The 19,076-nt window shown below is 41.7% G+C and carries 15 protein-coding genes; 7 read left to right on the top strand and 8 right to left on the bottom strand.

Features of this window, described 5'->3' with window-relative positions:
- Window positions 1-477: 477 nt before the first annotated feature.
- Both AC5JMF_RS10075 and AC5JMF_RS10070 read right to left on the bottom strand, forming a co-directional pair.
- On the bottom strand, window positions 478-3,834 hold the full coding sequence (locus tag AC5JMF_RS10075; protein ID WP_495795568.1) for a CHAT domain-containing tetratricopeptide repeat protein: 3,357 nt from the start codon (window positions 3,832-3,834) through the stop codon (window positions 478-480).
- Window positions 3,835-3,951: 117 nt separating this feature from the next.
- Window positions 3,952-5,394 carry a DUF1822 family protein gene (locus AC5JMF_RS10070; protein ID WP_495795567.1) on the bottom strand — a complete coding sequence of 481 codons (1,443 nt, stop codon included), beginning with the start codon at window positions 5,392-5,394 and terminating at the stop codon, window positions 3,952-3,954.
- Window positions 5,395-5,714: 320 nt separating this feature from the next.
- Between AC5JMF_RS10070 and AC5JMF_RS10065 the strand changes: the two genes are divergently transcribed.
- The 3 genes from AC5JMF_RS10065 to AC5JMF_RS10055 all read left to right on the top strand — a co-directional run bounded on the left by AC5JMF_RS10065 (window position 5,715) and on the right by AC5JMF_RS10055 (window position 8,614).
- Window positions 5,715-6,038, top strand: coding sequence for a DUF6825 family protein (locus tag AC5JMF_RS10065; protein ID WP_495795566.1), 324 nt, complete (start codon window positions 5,715-5,717; stop codon window positions 6,036-6,038).
- Between the two features lie 125 nt (window positions 6,039-6,163).
- On the top strand, window positions 6,164-7,849 hold the full coding sequence (locus AC5JMF_RS10060) for an ABC1 kinase family protein (RefSeq protein WP_495795565.1): 1,686 nt from the start codon (window positions 6,164-6,166) through the stop codon (window positions 7,847-7,849).
- An 18-nt stretch (window positions 7,850-7,867) separates the two neighbouring features.
- Window positions 7,868-8,614 carry a Stp1/IreP family PP2C-type Ser/Thr phosphatase gene (locus AC5JMF_RS10055; protein ID WP_495795564.1) on the top strand — a complete coding sequence of 249 codons (747 nt, stop codon included), beginning with the start codon at window positions 7,868-7,870 and terminating at the stop codon, window positions 8,612-8,614.
- Between the two features lie 206 nt (window positions 8,615-8,820).
- Here AC5JMF_RS10055 and AC5JMF_RS10050 read toward each other — a convergent pair whose 3' ends face one another.
- On the bottom strand, window positions 8,821-10,308 hold the full coding sequence (locus AC5JMF_RS10050; RefSeq protein ID WP_495795563.1) for a DUF3084 domain-containing protein: 1,488 nt from the start codon (window positions 10,306-10,308) through the stop codon (window positions 8,821-8,823).
- Window positions 10,309-10,474: 166 nt separating this feature from the next.
- Window positions 10,475-11,146, bottom strand: coding sequence for a global nitrogen regulator NtcA (ntcA, locus tag AC5JMF_RS10045; RefSeq protein WP_010998529.1), 672 nt, complete (start codon window positions 11,144-11,146; stop codon window positions 10,475-10,477).
- A gap of 378 nt (window positions 11,147-11,524) precedes the next feature.
- Here ntcA and fabI point away from each other — a divergent pair, with 378 nt between their 5' ends.
- Both fabI and hisB read left to right on the top strand, forming a co-directional pair.
- Window positions 11,525-12,301 carry an enoyl-ACP reductase FabI gene (gene fabI / locus AC5JMF_RS10040; protein ID WP_495795562.1) on the top strand — a complete coding sequence of 259 codons (777 nt, stop codon included), beginning with the start codon at window positions 11,525-11,527 and terminating at the stop codon, window positions 12,299-12,301.
- 259 nt (window positions 12,302-12,560) lie between these two features.
- Complete coding sequence (gene hisB / locus AC5JMF_RS10035) at window positions 12,561-13,190, top strand: imidazoleglycerol-phosphate dehydratase HisB (protein WP_495795561.1); 630 nt, start codon at window positions 12,561-12,563, stop codon at window positions 13,188-13,190.
- A 69-nt stretch (window positions 13,191-13,259) separates the two neighbouring features.
- Here the strand turns inward: hisB and AC5JMF_RS10030 are convergent, their stop codons facing one another.
- Both AC5JMF_RS10030 and AC5JMF_RS10025 read right to left on the bottom strand, forming a co-directional pair.
- Entirely contained in the window at window positions 13,260-13,943 is a 684-nt protein-coding gene (locus AC5JMF_RS10030) for a pentapeptide repeat-containing protein (RefSeq protein WP_495795560.1), read from the bottom strand.
- A gap of 251 nt (window positions 13,944-14,194) precedes the next feature.
- Complete coding sequence (locus AC5JMF_RS10025; RefSeq protein ID WP_495795559.1) at window positions 14,195-14,689, bottom strand: hypothetical protein; 495 nt, start codon at window positions 14,687-14,689, stop codon at window positions 14,195-14,197.
- A gap of 775 nt (window positions 14,690-15,464) precedes the next feature.
- Here AC5JMF_RS10025 and aroF point away from each other — a divergent pair.
- Window positions 15,465-16,337 carry a 3-deoxy-7-phosphoheptulonate synthase gene (gene aroF / locus AC5JMF_RS10020; RefSeq protein ID WP_495795558.1) on the top strand — a complete coding sequence of 291 codons (873 nt, stop codon included), beginning with the start codon at window positions 15,465-15,467 and terminating at the stop codon, window positions 16,335-16,337.
- A gap of 104 nt (window positions 16,338-16,441) precedes the next feature.
- Here the strand turns inward: aroF and AC5JMF_RS10015 are convergent, their stop codons facing one another.
- Window positions 16,442-16,579 (bottom strand): hypothetical protein, encoded by a 138-nt coding sequence (locus AC5JMF_RS10015; RefSeq protein WP_495795557.1) that lies wholly within the window; start codon window positions 16,577-16,579, stop codon window positions 16,442-16,444.
- Between the two features lie 12 nt (window positions 16,580-16,591).
- Window positions 16,592-17,236, bottom strand: a complete 645-nt coding sequence (locus AC5JMF_RS10010) for a class I SAM-dependent methyltransferase (protein WP_495795556.1) — start codon at window positions 17,234-17,236, stop codon at window positions 16,592-16,594.
- Window positions 17,237-17,377: 141 nt separating this feature from the next.
- Between AC5JMF_RS10010 and AC5JMF_RS10005 the strand changes: the two genes are divergently transcribed.
- Window positions 17,378-19,018 (top strand): ArnT family glycosyltransferase, encoded by a 1,641-nt coding sequence (locus tag AC5JMF_RS10005; RefSeq protein WP_495795555.1) that lies wholly within the window; start codon window positions 17,378-17,380, stop codon window positions 19,016-19,018.
- The last annotated feature ends 58 nt before the right edge of the window (window positions 19,019-19,076 follow it).

The following is a 19,076-nucleotide window of genomic DNA, read 5'->3' as shown; positions in this document are numbered from 1 at the left end:
TAAGCGAAGCTATGCCGCAGGCTTTACGCTGCGCTAACGTAATTCGTAATTAAATCAGTATTATATTATCTGCGTCACGCCAATGATTATTAATAGACCTCTTGCAAAAGTCCTTCTTTGCGTTCTCTTCTCTGCGTCTCTGTCTTGAAAAGTTTCCTACGGAGGGAAACCCTCCTTCTCCTGACGGAGACGCTACGCGAACAGAACTTTTCGCTGCGCCTCTGCGTGTTAGCGTTCGCGAAGCGTCTCGTAGAGAAGCGGGGCGTAGCCCAACAAAAAAAAATATTTATGCAAGAGGTCTAATGACTAAGGGTAGCGATCGCTATGATTTAAGCTAAAAAACATCTAAATTACATAATCAAATTAAATAAAACTCTTGTGGGGTGGGCATCTTGCCCGCCCTAATTATGCAAGTTATATATGGAACAGCTTAGTATCTCAGAAATTGACTTACTAAACTCCCGATTGTGATATTTACTAGAATCGAGATAACTCGTCGCGCAGTGTTAGAAGGCGTTGGTTTTGAGGTATAATCGCCAATATATTTTGACAATAGGCTAAGGCATCATTACGCCTATCCTGATTTACAAATGCCTTTAATACCTTAACTAAAATATCGATAAATTTGTTTAATGTGCTTGAACTATTGAGTTGTTCTTTAATCTCAGCACTGCGTTGAAGATATGTCATCACCTTATCCAAATTTTCATTTTGCTTATACATAACCTCGCTTAAACTGTTGAGTGCCATTGCTATACCCACTCGGTCTTTCAATTCCTCTTTCATTTTTAAACAGCGCGTCAAATAATCAATAGCTTTCTCATATTCTTGATTTTGGCTGAATCTTGTGCCCAAAGAATTTAGAGTAATTGCTATCCCTTTTCGGTTGTCTTTTTGCTTGTTTATATCTTCTTCAATCTCAAGACAACGCATCAAAGCTTTTATGGCTTCATCATACCTGCCACGCTGACCTAGCACAGTCGCCAATCGAGTTAATGCAATTGCTAATCCTTTTCGGTTGTCTCTTTGTTTGTTTATATCTTCTTCAATCTTAAGACAAAGCATCAAAGCTTCTATGGCTTCACCGTAGCATTCTTGCTTCTCCAGTACTCCAGCCAGAGTATTGAGTGCTTTTGACAAACCTCTTTGGCTACCCGCATCTTGTTTTTCTATTTCAACAGCGCGTTTTAGATCTTTTATGGCTTCTGAAAATTTACTCAGTCCTTGTAAAGCTACCGCCCTTGTAGTTAACCACATTGCTTCACAATGCAGACGCCGTTTAGGTGGATAGATGCCATCCAGCATACTTTCAAGACCAATAAGCACCTCATAAGCCTGTTGGTGTTCACCTAGCCGAGATAGAAATTTGGCTTTTTGAATGCGTAAATTAACCATTTCTTCCCATTCTGAAAGCTTGTCTGCTAATGGGATGAATCCAGCAATCATATCGACTGCTTGGTGCCAAAAAACATATTGCTCAAAAAAAGGCATTAGGCGGCGACTAAATTCAAAATCAGCAATTTCTTCAAGCTGCATCCATTGAGCAACTCGCATAATTTCATTCAACTCAGTTGAAACTATAGATGCAATTTCTCTTTGTTTTAAATCATTATATTTAATAAAATTTTGATAGAAAAAAGCATGTCTTTCTTTAGCTTTGTTTGCTTCTGTGGGTTGTGCTTCTAATATTTCTTGAGCAAAAACTCGAATGAGAGGATGAAATACATATCGTTCTTGCCCTTTTTCGTGATTTAGCAATGAAAATCTACATAAATATCCTAGTTGTTCCTCTACTTTTGTTAATTTATCAAATTTACTTGCTGCTTTGGCTGCATACTTAGAAAAGCCATCTTGATAACAGACACTGAGATATGAAAAGAAGTTTATAGTTTCTTGTTCGTTCTTTCTTCGTAATTGTTCTAAGCTCAGATTAAAGGTCGCTCTCACATTAAGTTCATTAATATTATCGTATCTGAGATTATCTAGGCGTTGTTTTTCATTGCGTAAGTTAATAGCATATTGTTGTAGCGATCGCACCGAATTTACTTGTAAATTAGTCCCGATAATTCTCAAAGCTAATGGTAATCCACCCACTAAATTAATGATTTCTTCAGCCGCTTGTTTTTTGTCGTTGATCAGCTTTTTACCTAAAAGTTTTTCTAGGAGACTTAAAGCATCGCTATCAGGAAGTGGCTCAAGAGTTATCTGACATTCTGGCTGCATTTTCAGGGGAAATATGCCGCGATCGCGTGCTGTTACAATCACAGAATATTGATCTGTTACGGTTGGTAATAGTTGCTCGATATTTTGTGTTTCAGCATTATCAAAAATCAGCAAAGCACGCCGATTCCGAAATACTTTCTGCATGATATGATCAGCACCCCTACGCTCATCTTCTGGTTTAATTTCATCCCCGCAGTGGTCAGCAAATTCTTTAGCTATATCTATTAATTTTTTATTATCTACTCGCTGATAAATCACACCACCAGGAAAATCTTCGCTATCGCTATATGAACTGGCAAACTTGCAAGCCAGCGCCGACTTACCCATGCCACCAGTACCCCATATGCCAATTATGTTGCACCTTTGCTGTCCTTTGAGTGTGATTAGCTTATTTGCTAACTCTGACAATTCTGCTTCTCTACCACTAAAAGCCCATTCATATAGAGGTATATGAACTGGTCTATTTATTGACACATTTTGATGTATATAAGCTGGTGTATTTGTTGGTACTCCTAATGATTCTTGAGCTTGTTTACTTCCACCTGGTTCAACCCAACTTAATAATGTTTTTGCATTAGGATTTTGGCAAATTATTGGCAACCAACCAATGCCAGGATATTCATCATTACAAAGGTCTGCTACATATCCTTTTGCTTTTCGTACCGACATATAAAGAGATCGATTTAGCGAAAATGAATCCAGAAAACATTGTAAAAAGTCCTTTGCTACAATATCAGGTATTATCTCTCGCATCACAATACTTAAAGGCAAAGACAAATTTGCTAGTTGATTTGCTAATCCCAAACCATCGCAAGAGCTAAAAATTGCTAATTGCAACCCTCTTTCAATTGCATATGTCAGAGTATTTTTTAATTGTTTAATATTTAAGCCTTCAGTTTCATTAATTTGTAGCCAACCAGTCTGAGCATCATCATCGCTATTACTATGGCCAGCAAAAAATAAAATATGCCAGCCTTGTTCATTCCCCAATTGCTGAAGGAATTCTCGTTTGCTTGGTTGCTTAATAAATTCGACTTTTGCGCCTCTTTTCTCTATCTTCTTTAATTCTTCAACATCAAACTCAGTATCAATGTTGTTACTATTGCCTAATATTGCCAGAATTCTGATTTCTTCACCAGCACAAAAACTACGATTCTTTTTTTGATGTTCTGTAGGACTCAAGGCAATTTCTGCTTTCTGATAGTCGTTCTTGAATAAATTCCACTCTTGCCAAGGCAACCGTCGTATTTGATGGTCTTGAGCTTTAATAATTACTTCGATTTCATCATTTTTGTGGAGGTTTATGTGTAAACCAGATATGATTCTTTTCCACTCTGGAGATTCAGAATTGAGCCAGTTATCTAGTGCAATTGCTAAAGCTTCGGCTGAATCACTGGTATTAAATTCTGTTGCACTGCGAGGTATGGCACGATTTAGAGAATTTTTTACCTTGTTTTGAAAGTTCTCTTGCCAGTGACGTAACAATCTGGGAATATCTGGCTGTTCAGGTAGCTTACCCGTAAATTGACACTCATCAATCACTCGGAGAGTGACATCAAACCCCTTTGCAAAACTACCATTTAAAAATTCAATTTCAACTTTTTTTGTCATGAGGTGCAGACTAACATTTTTAAACGCGGAGGAAAGCGCAGAGGAACACAGAGGTATACCCAATTTTATTAGCTACGCATTAATCTAATGAGATATTAAGTACCTCGCTGCTAGAGCTTAAAAGCTAACACTCTCAAGAATATTTTCTCTAACTTGAATATTGCCCAATTTGAGGACTATACTGAATTGTTCTTGAGGTGCAACAGCAAACTCTAGTTTTATAGAATCACTAGTTTTACCAGATGTGCTTTCACGAATCGTTTCTCCAGATTCATCAATTGTGATTACTTGCAAACCTGTTGGTAAATACGCATCTTTCGTTGGATAAACAGAGACGATAATCCCTAATATCTCATCAGGTTCTTCAGTTACTTTTATTATTAGTACTATTGACTGTTCTTCACCCAAATCAATTACTTTACCCCGCTGAATAGTGTTTTGTGTTGGTTGCAATTCAGCGCTTCTCGCAGGTAAAAATTGCGGCTTTTGCCAATATTCTCTCAATGAGTCAAACCATTGTCTAAAGTTATCTAAAATGTTGCTATCAACAATATCAGCAACTAGATTATCTTCACCTACTGTAGTTACATATTCTACAGGCACACCCAATCTTTGGGCTAATTGACCAGACTGGAATAGTCTCTGTAATCGTTCATATCCATCTTGTGAACCTTCAAAAAATAGGATGACACTTCCTTTCTTGGTTGCCAAAAATTCTAAGGTAACATCCTCTGAAATCTCTCGCAGAAGAGCGATAATATTTTGTGATTGCTCTGGCGTTAGTTCTTCTAGGGGTAGCTTAATTTGAATAATCTGTCTAATAGCTTGATTTTCTTGATTTTCTGCCCCTATTTTCTGAATCTTTTCTTCCAGATTTTCGAGTTTTTCTAATAACTGTGGGAAAACCTGCGCTACATTCTGTAATGATTTTTCTAAATCTTCAGATTGAAGATTAATCTTAGCTAAAAATTGTGTTTGCAATATATCTTTGACAACTGGATTATTTTTAATCTCAAAGATAAAGTAAGCATTGATTCTTTCTAATAAACTATTTTCTGCTTTAGTTTGATAGCAAGGTACAGTAATATCTTGAATAGCTACTGCTAAAAGTTGGTCTTTGATATGCTTTTGTTCTAAAGTTCCCGCTTGAGTTAACAGCAATCCCAAGTCGCTCAAAGATGTAATCGGTGTAGTGTTTTCTTTTAATTTATTAACTTTGTTTAATTCTTGTTTAAGTTGTTTAAGTTTTTGATTCAGCAGACGAATATCAGCTTCGTGTTCTAATGTTTCAGGTCGGGGAGCGCCTCGGTATCGCATCCGAGAAGATTTGACGATCTCTTGGCGGCACTCATCAGCAATGCTTTGTTGCGCTAATAGAAAAGAACGTTTTAGAGCTTTTTCCAGGTCATGATTGACAAACTTACCTTGATGCTTGAGAAAAGCTGTATACGCAGCTTGATATCCACCTAGTATTTGTCGGTCAGCAGTGTTACCCAAGACACCAGATACGACGCCAGCCAGAATTACTCCTAAGCCGAAACTCTCTCCAATACCAACCATTGCTGACCTCCTGAGTTTTAAAATGTATTAGATGTTAATTTTGTTATGCGCGAAAATCAAATAGCTAGCCTGACAACAAGTTTGAGGGCTAATACCTGGGATTTTGCTGTTTAGCGATCGCCATTATGCAGAAACGTAATATACATATTTACTACGTATAATCACAATTTCTTATTTCAATTTATTAATGATTTCTCAAGCACTTCACAAAATATCCTCGCCCCATCTCCCAAAATCCACACAAGCCAAGCTCCAAAGCAGAAGCCGCAAAGCATACAGGCAAGTTATAATTCTTGTGCGGAGCAACGTAACAAAAATTTATGAGTAACCCACTAGTACAAGCCTTTTTCGTAGGCAGAGCGGTAGCTGAAGTAGTTAACGAGCGTTTAGAGGTCGCCTTGACCGATGCTTTGAGTGAATTAGGTAAATTTGATGCCGAGGCTAGAGAACAACTGCGCCAGTTTACAGAAGAAGTCCTAGAACGGGCAAACCGGGCAGCAGAAGCGGCTAACGCTGGCCAAGCTACCACAGGTAGTGGACAAACCTATGCAGATAGTGTTGACTTGCAAGCAGAGATTGATGAATTACGAGCAGAAATCGCTCTGTTGCGAACTGAATTGCAACGTTATCGCAGCAATATCTAGTCATTGGTCATTTGTTTATAAACTAATGACAATTGATAAATGACATTTATCCCAAACCAGTTTAGAAATTTAGAGTGTCTTTTCTTGCAGTTGATTCGGTGACAACCCGGCGGTACGCAACACATATGGAACAAGGTTATTCAGATAAAGCATACCGTTGGAATCGTGAAAACTACTCTAGTAGACGGCGCTTTGTTGATATTTGGTCTTTCGTTTTGCTCTTAATGTTCAAGATTTGGCGTTATAACAAATCTTGGAGTTACTCAGGTGGTGTAACTGAAGCTAAGCAAGCTGCAAGACGCAAAGCGCAAGCGATCTGGATTCGTAATACCCTACTAGACTTGGGCCCAACTTTTATCAAAGTCGGGCAGTTGTTTTCTACTCGCGCTGACATATTCCCCAGTGAATATGTAGAAGAACTAGCCAAATTACAAGATAGAGTCCCAGCATTTAGCTACGAGCAAGTAGAAACGATTATTGAGCAAGAACTAGGTAAAAAAATTCCTGAACTCTTCCAGAATTTTGAACCCATCCCCTTAGCCGCTGCTAGCTTGGGGCAAGTACACAAGGCTGTGTTATACACAGGGGAAGCTGTCGTTGTGAAAGTACAGCGTCCTGGGCTAAAGAAATTATTTGAAATAGATTTAGAAATTCTTAAGGGAATCGCCCGCTACTTTCAAAATCACCCCAAATGGGGACAAGGACGAGATTGGATAGGGATTTACGAAGAGTGTTGCCGGATTCTGTGGGAAGAAATTGATTATCTTAGTGAAGGTCGTAACGCCGATACTTTTCGGCGTAACTTTCGCGCCTATGACTGGGTAAAAGTTCCTAGAGTATACTGGCGCTACACCACATCTCGTGTAGTGACCTTGGAATACTTACCTGGAATTAAAATTAGCCAATACGAAGCTTTAGAAGCAGCGGGTTTAGATCGCAAGCTACTAGCCCGTCAAGGCGCTCAAGCATACTTACATCAGTTACTTAATAATGGCTTCTTCCATGCTGACCCCCACCCAGGTAATATTGCGGTGAGTCCCAGTGGTGCTTTAATCTTTTACGATTTCGGCATGATGGGGCGGATTAAGGCGAATGTGCGGGAAGGACTGATGGAAACGCTGTTTGGCATTGCCCAAAAAGATGGCGATCGCGTCGTTCAATCTTTGATAGACTTGGGTGCGATCGCTCCAGTAGATGACATGGGGCCAGTCCGGCGTTCCGTCCAGTACATGCTGGATAATTTTATGGATAAGCCCTTTGAAACCCAATCGGTCGCAGCCATCAGTGACGACCTTTACGAAATAGCATATAATCAACCATTTAGATTTCCAGCAACTTTCACTTTTGTGATGCGGGCTTTCTCTACTCTAGAAGGAGTAGGCAAAGGCTTAGATCCAGAATTTAACTTTATGGAAGTTGCCCAACCATATGCAATGCAGCTTATGACCAACACAAATGGTTCTGAGGGGAATAGCTTTCTCAACGAATTAAGTCGTCAAGCAGTTCAAGTCAGTAGCACTGCTTTTGGACTACCACGGAGATTAGAAGATACACTAGAAAAACTAGAACGGGGAGATATGCGTCTGCGGGTTCGTTCTGTAGAAACAGAACGTCTGCTGCGGCGACAGGGTAATATTCAACTCTCAATCAGCTATGCTCTTTTAATTAGTGGTTTTACCCTTTCAGCTACTATTTTAGTGGTTCATAATCTTGCATGGTTGGCCCTGTTGCCTGGTTTAATTGCAGTAGGGATTTCAGTAATGTTAATCCGGCTGCTTTTACGCCTTGAGCGTTATGACCGTATGTATTAATTGTTGCAAAAAAAATTTATGAAACTTAATTTCACGGGTTTTAGCGATCCGGGACTTATTCGTTCTAATAATCAGGATGCATACTATATCGACCCAGAAGGGCGATTTTTCATAGTTGCTGATGGTATGGGTGGTCATGCGGGAGGTGAAGAAGCCAGTCGCATCGCCACAAGGGAAATTCAAGGGTATTTAGAAACAAATTGGCAATCAGCTAAATCTTCCCCAGAATTACTAGAGCAAGCCTTGTGGGAAGCCAATCAAGCGATTTTACAGGATCAGCAAAATCATCCTGAACGCGCCGATATGGGGACAACGGTTGTCGCAGTACTTTTTCGTGCTTCCGAACAACCTTGGTGCGCTCATGTTGGTGATTCGCGCCTATATCGCTTTCGCAAATCGCAATTAGAGCAACTCACAGAAGACCATACCTGGGTAGCGCGAGCAATCAAGATTGGTGACATCACCCAAGATGAAGCACGTATTCATCCATTTCGCCATGTATTATCCCGTTGTTTGGGACGTGAAGACCTGAATCAAATTGATGTACAACAACTGGATGTCAAAGCAGGCGATCGCTTGCTATTATGCAGCGATGGTTTGACAGAAGAACTAGTTGATCAAAAAATTGCCGCTTCCCTACAAGATAGTCCTGCCGTTGACGACAAAGTAGCGCTTTCTCTCATTGAGGCTGCAAAAGAGGAAGGTGGTCATGATAACATCACAGTCGTCCTTGTCGAGCTGGAGGGAGTGGGGAGTAGGGAGTAGGGAGTGGGGAAGACGCGGGGACGCGGAGAATAATCAATAACAACTTGCCCTGAGCGAAGTCGTACCCTTCGGGATCTTGCTACGTGCAGCGTCTCCGCCATGAAAAGGGATGATGAATGACAATTCCCAATTCCCCATTCCCCATTCCCCGTGGGCTGAGCGAAGTCGTTCGCGTAGCGTCTCCGACAGGAGAAGCCCACGCCCTTTTACGTTCTAAAAATAATTTGTCCGTTTAATAGTGCTACTAATTTGACTCTGAGAGGGCCGGCTGTATAAGTATCTTCTGCGGCTATTGCTTTAATCTCTAATGGTTGCTCAGATTGCCTCAGTTGAGCAATAAAGCGCAAAAGAGTACCGTCTATTTGCACATTTTCGACGATTCCAGCATTGCGAGCGCGAAATTGAGAAGCAGAAATTAGCAGTTCGAGCCGCTGCTGTAATTGATATGAAGTCATGGTTTTAGGATCGGCAGTTGTTGTAGCTAGGACTTCACCTCCCGAAAAAACTAGTTGATTGAGCGCTACGTCGGGAAAAAATTCTATTTGTTTTTCTCCCCTGACATAATTGCCAGCCGAAAAAATCCGTACTACATGCTCTCTGCCATCACTAATTTGCTTAATCAATTGCTCAACCTTTTCTTTGCTAACCCGCAGCAACTCTACATTTGCAGGTGAACCAGGTTCGCTCAATTCAATGTTGGCATTGCGATTAGCTTCTCGTAAAAGTTGTATGATTGCTTCGCGGGCGGCTGTGGCTTGGTTAACGCGAACTACGCCAGCAGCTAAAACTTGACCCCGAATTAGAGCCAGTTTACCTAAACGCAAATCACGGTAGGATTGATAGTATTTTTCTAGTCTGGCGACTTCTTCTTCTAAATAAGCTTGCTGTTTCTCCAATTCTTTGAGGCGAGATTCCCGCTTGGTAATCACTTGTTCTCGCACTGCAATTTCGAGATTACGTTTTTGAATTAGTCTATCGAGTTGAGTAATTTTTTGATCGCGCTGTTCAATAGCATACTGACGGTTGGCTAGTTCGCGATCGCGTCCTTCAATGGCTGTTTTGGCTTCGTCAATCGCTTTTTTAGCGTCGGCGTAAAGTCTTTCGCGTTCGGCTTTGAGTTGTTCAATTGCTGCCTGTAGCGTCTTTCTTTGGTCGTATACGCTTTGCAGTTCGGCGATCGCTTGTTGATACTGAGTGATCACTAACCCTAGCTGATTTTGGGTACGCTGGAGTTGAGTTTGAGTTTGAGCTTGTCTGGTAATGGTGCGGTTGAGTTGAGCTTGGGTTTGCTGTTGTTTGGCGTTCGCCGCTTGTAAGGACTTATTGATTGCTTGTAAGTCTGCTTGTGCTTTGGCTTGTTCTTGCCTAGCTTTGCTTAACTCACCCTCCACTTGGCTTTTTTGAGTTTCTGCGGTTTTGAGCTGTTCGCGCTTCTGCCTGAGATCTCTTTGGATATCTTCTAGCTCAAAAACTCCCTTGCGTAATCCTTCATCAGCAGCAAATAAAATCGCTAGGGTAGATATTGCAATCAAACCGCCTGTAAAAATAGTTACCAATACAGCGGTGTTTTTCGGACGCAGCTTAAATAATGAGAGGCGAGCCTTGCCGACTCGTGTGCCAATGCGATCGCCTACGGTCGCAATTACGCCTCCCAAGATGACAATTGCTGCAATGAGGATGAACCCTGTGGTCATCTTCAGCTACCGAAATGCTTGCAGATACAGCCTACTACTTTCGACCATTGTTTGTGGGGGATTCGAGATTGGCAATGGCTGAATTTAATCAATTTTTAGATTTACCTCCGACTGTGGGTTTTCTTTCTAAAAATACAACATGTGCTAACTCTAACCCCAATTACTTTTAAGTGAATTGTCTACTTAAGGTAACAGGTTTGTGGACAGTAATCTTCTTTTTGTGGATAGAAATCATCTTTTTTTCACGCAAATCTCCCAGTAACCTAGTAACTGTAACGCGAGTTGAACCAATTGCCTCAGCGATCGCTTGATGAGATAACTTGAGATCAATTGTGATTCCATCAGCACAAGGAACGCCAAAATCTCGACAAAGAATTAATAGAAAACTCACTAACCTAGAACCCATATCTCGGTGAGCGAGAGTTTCAATCATCATCTCTGTTTGTAAAATCCGCGAAGATAGACCCCGCAGCATTAACATTGATAATTCGGGATTTTCCTTGAGTGCTTGCTCCACCTGTTCAATTGGTGCTGACAGTAATTCCACAGGGGTAAATGCAACTGCATGGTAAAACCGATCTGACTTATTTCCCGTCAGCAGTGACAACACACCAAAAACGCTATTTTCCCGCAGCAGTGCTACTGTTATTTCTTCTCCTGCCTCATACACCCTGGAAAGTTTTACAGCACCCTTTAAAAGAAAGTAAACTCGTTCGGCAGGATCGCCAGGAAAAAAGATCGTTTTGTTGCGTTCAAACGTCTCCACGACAGGCGGAAACGCCCCGGTCGCCATCTGACGAAATACATTTGCTAGGGCTTTATCTTGTGTCACGATCATCTCCCTTCCCCTACCCAATGCCGGAAAAACAAAAACTAATTACCTAAGAATACACCTGAAAAATCAATAAAGCACCGTCAACCTTTCTGTACTTTCCTATACTCCAACTTATTGTTTCATAACTGTTTGTTTATAATGATACATAATTGTAGAACCTTTAAGCTGATTATTGTTGATAAACGCTTCCAATACCTGTAATAAAAAGTTTTTTGGAAGAACAATTTAAGGTATCTTGAGAATATCTTAAGAAATAATTGAGAGTTTTATTGCGGTAAATATCCTCCTCAATAATCATTTTGACAAATTGCGTGCAAAACAAAGATCAAGTAGCCGCAGATTCTAGTATGCTCCTAGTGATCGATCTGATTTACAATTTCTATGCTTAATCTCACTGGAAAAAACGCCCTTGTTACAGGTATTGCCAATAACCGCTCGATCGCCTGGGGTATTGCTCAACAATTGCATAAAGCCGGAGCAAATCTAGGGATTACCTACCTACCGGATGACCGAGGTAGGATGGAGACAAAAGTAGCGGAATTAGTAGAACCTCTTAAACCAAGCTTATTTCTTCCATGTAATGTTCAAAACGATGAACAGATTAAGTCTACCTTTGAAACAGTCCGCGAAAAGTGGGAAAAGTTGGATCTTTTGATCCATTGCTTAGCTTTTGCTAGCAAAGACGATTTGAGTGGAGATTTTAGCCAAACTTCTCGCTCTGGCTTCAACACTGCTCTGGATATTAGTACCTACTCACTAATACAATTAGCAGGTGCCGCCAAACCCTTAATGACACAGGGAGGTAGCATCGTCACCTTGACATATTTAGGGGGTGTGAAGGTGGTTCCCAACTATAACGTCATGGGAATAGCCAAGGCAGGGTTAGAAATGAGTGTGCGTTACCTAGCTGCCGAACTAGGGCCACAAAATATTCGTGTCAATGCCATCTCAGCTGGCCCCATTCGGACTTTGGCATCTTCAGCGGTAGGCGGGATTTTAGATATGATTCATCATGTAGAGCAAATCGCCCCCCTACGCCGCACCGTAACCCAGCTAGAAGTTGGCAACGCAGCAGCTTTCCTATGTAGTGATTTATCTAGCGGCATTACCGGACAAGTTCTGTATGTAGATGCAGGATATGAAATTATGGGAATGTAGGGGACTGGGGACTGGGGACTGGGGACTGGAGACTGGGAAATTGGGAATTGTCATTTGTCCTTTGTCATTAGTTATTCTCCGCGTCCCCCTTCGGGTGATGCTCGTTCCTCGCTACCGCTTGCGCTAACGCAGTTGCTCATGGGGGAAACCCCCAAGACCGCGCTACCTCACCGCATCCCCGCGTCCCCGCGTCTCCCTCATCCCCCGGTTGGTGAGCGAAGTCGAACCACATCCCCCCACTCCCCACTCCCTTAGTCTCATGCAAACAACTAATCGTCAAATCAATTCCCCAAATTACACTCCGCGAATTGCGACTGTTCATCGCACTACCGGTGAAACTGATGTGCAAGTTACTGTTAACTTGGATGGTAGAGGCATCTGTACGGCAGCAACAGGTGTTCCATTCTTGGATCATATGTTGCATCAAATTGCTTCCCACGGCTTGATTGACTTGGATATCCAAGCTAAGGGAGATTGGGAAATTGACGACCATCACACCAACGAGGATGTGGGCATTACTTTAGGGCAAGCTTTGCACCAAGCACTAGGCGATAGAAAAGGCATTGTTCGCTTTGGTAATTTTCTTGCCCCACTTGATGAAGCCTTAGTTCAGGTAGCGCTAGATTTTTCTGGGCGTCCTCACCTCAGCTACGGCTTGCAAATTCCCACCCAACGAGTAGGAACCTACGACACTCAATTAGTGCGCGAATTCTTTGTAGCACTAGTGAATCACAGCCAAATGACACTACACATCCGACAACTCGATGGCATTAATTCCCATCACATCATTGAGGCGACATTTAAAGCATTTGCCAGAGCCATGCGAATAGCCGTGGAAATTGATCCCCGTCGTGCGGGAATGATCCCCAGTTCTAAAGGAGTCTTGTAAAGAGGAGTGGGGAGCAGGGAGCAGGGAGCAGGGGGAGGAATAATAAACACCCACTTCCCAGTCCCCAACTCACTGATGAATAGCGCCATCGGGCATGACTGCGCCGGCTAAGTTGGCACCAACTAGTTTAACAAGCAGGCGATCGCCTGAACGCATCCGCGCCCCTGTCAAGTCTGCTCCTCGTAAATCAGCACCACTGAGATCTGCTCCAATCAAATTAGCTGAGCGTAAATTTGCCTCTCTAAGATCAGCTAAAAGTAGATTTGCTCGAAACAAATTTGCATCCGATAAATTTGCCCCTCTTAAATTAACTTTGTGCATGAAAGTATCACTAAGATCAGCACCACTCAAATTGGCATAACTCAAATTTCTACCAGATAAATCTTTATTGCTCAAATTTGCCCGACTGTAGTCTTTGCCACTCAAGTCTGGATTTTGTTTTGGTGGTGGTTGATGAGTTGATTCAGATGTACTTTTATGTTGATTATTTTTCTGTTGATACGGTGGGGAATAAGGTTGATGTGGTTGATGTTGTGGATGTTGATGCCTTACTTTTGAAGAACGTAATTTATCACGAGCTTCATTGATTGCTTTGAGCTTTTCTTGTGCTTTTTGGTGTAAGCGGATATTATCTTTAGGAATGCGATCTGGATGCCAGACAAAAACTAAATCTTTGTAAGCCTGATTAACTTCTTCAAGTGTTGCTCCAGGCTCTAATTCCAAGACTCTATAGTACCGCTCCATCTCGTTCATACGACTTTAGTGTTAGTCATTTGTCATTGTTGCTCTGGTCGAGAAAGTTGTCGCAAGTGGCGTGGGAGTGGTGTGGTTTCCCCCATGAGCGACTGGCGTTGGAAACCCTCCTTTACTCACTGGACTCACCGCGTCCCCGTTTCCCCCTACCCTTCTCCTATCGGAGACGCTGCGCGAACGGGTTCGCAGTCGCCTGCGGAGGGAAACCCTCCTTTACTCGCTGTCTCACCGCGTCCCCAGTCCCCAATACTTCATCTCCCCAAAACTCCATTTCTCCACCTACCCACAGCTCTGAAATATGCTGATACTGGAATTTGATAAACCTCTATAAATATCCAAACAATTATTGATAAATGCGACAAAAAAGCTAATATTGTCCAAATATACGGCATCCAAGTAATGGGTTCTTTGGGGTTAGGAGGAAAATAGTAAGCCACCACACCAACTAGAGTTGTAGGTAGAATTACAAAAGCAATTGCTGCTAATAAATAACCCCAACCTAATTCCACACCTTCTAACTGTGCTTCTGTCCAATTACATCCATTCCAACGCCAAATTAGGGGAGGTTGCCGAGAAGGCATCTTGATTTGCTGGAGTTCTGAGTTGACAGTAAAAATCTCTTGGCAAAAATCGCAAGACATCGCTTCCATTAATGGCATGTGAGAAATCTTACCTATCCGACAAACTGGGCAGGGGTAAACTCCATGATAGTCGAAAGATGTAGCTAAGATTTTGGAACTGGGCATAATAAAACTAGTGATTCTAAAAAGTTGATCGAGTCAATGAAAACTTGGGTAAGTTAATAAATTTTTAGTTTTTTCAATATTCATTTTTATTTATTTACATTACCCATTAATCATGACCTAACAATATTTGTACATTTACATAACTTTGGTGATATCTTAATGACAAGTAACTTTCTTAGTTTACTAAAATAAGCTACCAACCTTGATTTCCACAGTTGTACTGAGTTTATCGCTTTTTTACTGGGGTGGCAAAGTTGGCTATATTGGTTGAGAACTGAGGTAAATTTCTGATCATTGCCATTGTTTTGATGATCTCTCATTGTCTGGGAGTTGTTTTGAATATAAAAATCGTCTTGACACGGCCGGCTCTTGCTGCTAACTTAACAAGTTAAAGGTGTAGGTTAAATTTTTCAGCTAAATATCCCACAAATGTCTAGCAACAAATCCTATTTTTATTTTTGGTTTAGGGCGGTTCACCGGGGGTGAGCTGGTTTCCAGATGGAAACTGCCCGGTGAACCGCAGAGCAAACTCTGCGGTTTTTGTTTTTTAAGGAGTAAATTCTCATCGTGATGACCTATCTCAGCAGCTGGTTTTATGGCTTTTACTTTTGGCCCAGATCAAGTTCCGGGTAAATAGCGTCATGCCGATGAATCAGAACGCGCCCGGAACTTCTCGCAGGTTCTGGGCTTTTTTCTTGGGATTAGGGGTAATGGGGACTGGGGAAGACGCGGGGACGCGAAGAATAACAAATGACTAATAACTAAGGACAAAACCATGATTAACGCTAAACTTGCTGCACAATCTCATGTTAACCACCAGACTGTTGTTAAACTCACAGAACAAGTTGCTTTTGGCGGCGAAGAGGTGATAATTATCGGTGGCCCCTGTGCTGTGGAAAGCTTGGAACAAATGGAGAAAGTCGCCGAAAAGCTGTCTGCTGCACCTATACAGGCATTGCGGGGCGGTGTCTACAAACCTCGGACGTCTCCCTACGCTTTTCAGGGCATGGGAGAGGAAGGATTAGCGATTTTGACGAGGGTGCGATCGCGTTACAATATGCCAATCGTCACTGAGGTGATGTCGATTTCTCAAATTGAGGTAGTCGCTGCCCATGTTGATATGCTTCAAGTTGGTAGTCGTAATATGCAAAACTTCGATTTACTCAAAGCTTTGGGGCAAGCTGGTAAGCCAATACTGCTTAAACGTGGTTTAGCAGCGACAATTGAAGAGTTCGTGATGGCAGCCGAATATATCCTCAGTCACGGCAACCCTGATGTGGTGTTGTGTGAACGAGGTATCCGCAGCTTTGATAATTACACACGCAATGTTTTGGATTTAGGTGCTGTAGCAGCTCTTAAACAAATAACTCACTTGCCAGTGATTGTAGATCCTTCCCATGCCGTAGGTAAACGGGAACTAATAGCACCTATGGCTAAGGCTGCGGTAGCTTGTGGGGCAGATGGGCTAATTATTGAATGTCACCCAGAACCCGAAAAGTCGGTTTCTGATGCACGCCAAGCCCTATCCCTCGAAGATATGGTGAATCTAGTTGATAGTTTAAAGCCTGTAGCAGCAGCAGTTGGACGGAATATATCAGAAGCAATGGGGGTGGGTTTCAAACCTGCCCCTATTTATTGCGCGGCTTAATTTCCCTTAGTACAAACGCGATTAATCGCGTCTGTACAACTGCTCTCCCTGCCTCCCCCAGTCTCCCTCACAGGTTAGGTATTTTACATTCAATCTGAAAAAGCCTATTTTTTCGTTCTAAAATCTTTCTGTGCGTCCCCGCGTCCCCGCGTCCCCCCATCCCCGCGTCCCCGCGTCCCCGCGTCCCCGCGTCCCCGCGTCCCCGCGTCGAGCAAAACGCGAAATCTAAAAAACCTGCCCATAAGAGCCAGTCCCTAACTACGGGATGCAATCACCGCATAAAACGGATCTCCCCCACCTGCACCCAACCATTGTAAGAAGTTGGGGACTGTTGATTTGTGGACAATGATTTCTGGGGTGGTAAATTCTGGAACTGATGCAAAATAATGCTTAACTAATTCAACTCTGGATTCTTCGGAAGCATCACGCCAAGCTTGAATCGCTTTTTGATAGAACATCCGGTTAGAAAAGCTGATGATGGCAATACCACCAGGTTTGAGGATGCGGTAAATTTCCGAAAAGACTGCTTCTGGATATTGGATGTACTGCACGGAAACGCAGTTAAGAACAGCATCAAAATCTTGATCTGGAAAAGGTAGCTGAGGATTTTCGTTGATATTTTGCACAAAATAATGACTTAATCGGGGGTTACGTGCTAATTCCTCAGCGTTGAGTCCGTGTCCTTCTACGTGGGAAAATTCTACCTCTTCTGGGAGATGAGACACCCAACTACTCATCATATCTAAGATACGCATGTTGGGTTGGAGGCGATCGCGATATAAATCCGTTAGCTGTTGAATAAATCCTTCATCCACATGGGTGACGAAACGGGGATATTCATAAAACAGCTTGTCGTTGGTGTCATCCAGCTTGAGGCGTTGGTTTGGTCTTAACAGCATAAATCTCTTGTCTGCACAGCTTTTTCCTAAAATTGCGTCAATTTCAGGTATTGTTTAAAATAATCACTATTTAATATATTTTAATAATAATAGTACATATTAATTAAGTACACCTAGTAGTATTCTGTCCCTATCGATTAGATGATATATAAATCAAACTTTTGGCAGTGTATTTGGCAAAAAGTCCGCTTATCAGTTGCATTTCCATATATCAGTTTATTAGTCTGGATACTGCCTTTATTAATATTCAATGCTGGGCAGAATAGCCTCATGGCCCATGATGAAGGGCTTTACGCTTGGCGGGCACGTCAGATGTTCGATTCTGGTGATTGGATAGCGCCTTGGGGTAATGCTCATCATAAAACACCAGGGCCTTATTGGTTAATTGCCAGCGCCTACAAGCTATTTGGTATTAGTGAAACTAGTGGCAGAATTACTAGTGCGATCGCGGGGATTTTAGCTTTAATACTTGTATATGAAATTGGCAAAATTCTACTAAATAAAAAATTGGCTTGGCTAGCTGCGGCAATTTTAAGTGTAGAATTTCTCTGGCTGCAATACTGTCGCTTGGGTACGCCTGATGTGCCAATGATTTTATTAGTAATGTTAGCTATTTGGTCTTTATTAAAAGCAGAATTACATCCTCAATATAAGTTGTTTTGGAGTTTTGTTGCTGGCTTAAGTTTTGGTTTAGGTTTCTTAATGAGAAGCTTTATGATTGTTTTGCCAATCATGGCTTTATCACCTTATCTGATTTGGGAACATCATCGTCATCGTCATCTTGCTAACCCAACTTTATATTTAGGATTTTTCATAGGTTTAATTCCTACTTGGAGTTGGCTATGGTTTAACTGGCTACGCTATGGTGATCTAAGCTATGGGCAATTACTCAAGTTTGTAGTTGATTTAGGTTCAGAAGACCGTAATCAAAATGGGATATTATTCTATCTTTGGAATATCCCTTTAAAATCATTTCCTTGGTTCTTTTTTGGGGTTTTAGGTTTAGTTTTAGCTATCCGTCGCCCTATTCATCGATACCAATTAATATTAGTCGGTTTTCCACTGGTAATGTTTGCTGAACTGAGTTTTTTCTCGACTCGTTTATCTCACTATAGTCTTTGTATTTATCCTTTCATCGCTTTATTAGCAGCTGTAGGTTTAGATTGGTTAGGGAAAATTTATCAAAGAGAAACTACCTCTCTAAACAAGAAGAGAAAACATATATTTTCCAGTCGGAAAATTAACATTTCCCGCAATCTCAGTTACATATTTGGTGCGTTAGGTGTTTTACTTTTACTGGCGGCTATAGCCATTATTATTTGGGGTAATGCTGACATCCGTAAGTATGCGAGTCTTGGCTTAAGTGTAGGTTTAGGTTGGTTGATTTTGCCTTTAGTATGGATATGTCACTTTAGGATCAAGTTTCTCACAGCTCATTACTGGCTAGCTGGTTGGTTAATTCCCTGTTGGTTAGCTTTGGCTGTAGCTGGTAGCCAGGGATTTTTTAGCGACTATAACCCAGTTTTCAGAACTTTCTTTCAACAAAAAGCGATCGCTTCCATCCTCCAATCTCATCCTATCTACTTTGTGCAAGTTGGTGGCAAAAATGCTGTATTACTCAAATTCTATACTTCTGTTCATGGCAAACCGCTAGATACAATTTTCCAAGTACCCGCTTTTGGCTATGCTTGGATCGATACCAAACAGTCACCGGAATTATCCACGCCTCACCGCGTTGTTGGTACAGTGCAACAGTACCAGTTGATTCAAGTCCTTTCTTAACGGTTTGTAATTATACAGCACTTTGCAAGTAAATGAAGTACACATCTTAATATGATAA

The sequence above is a fragment of the Desmonostoc vinosum genome (assembly GCF_059505385.1).
Note: the sequence above shows the minus strand (reverse complement) of the source record. Positions and strands in the feature narration are given on the sequence as shown.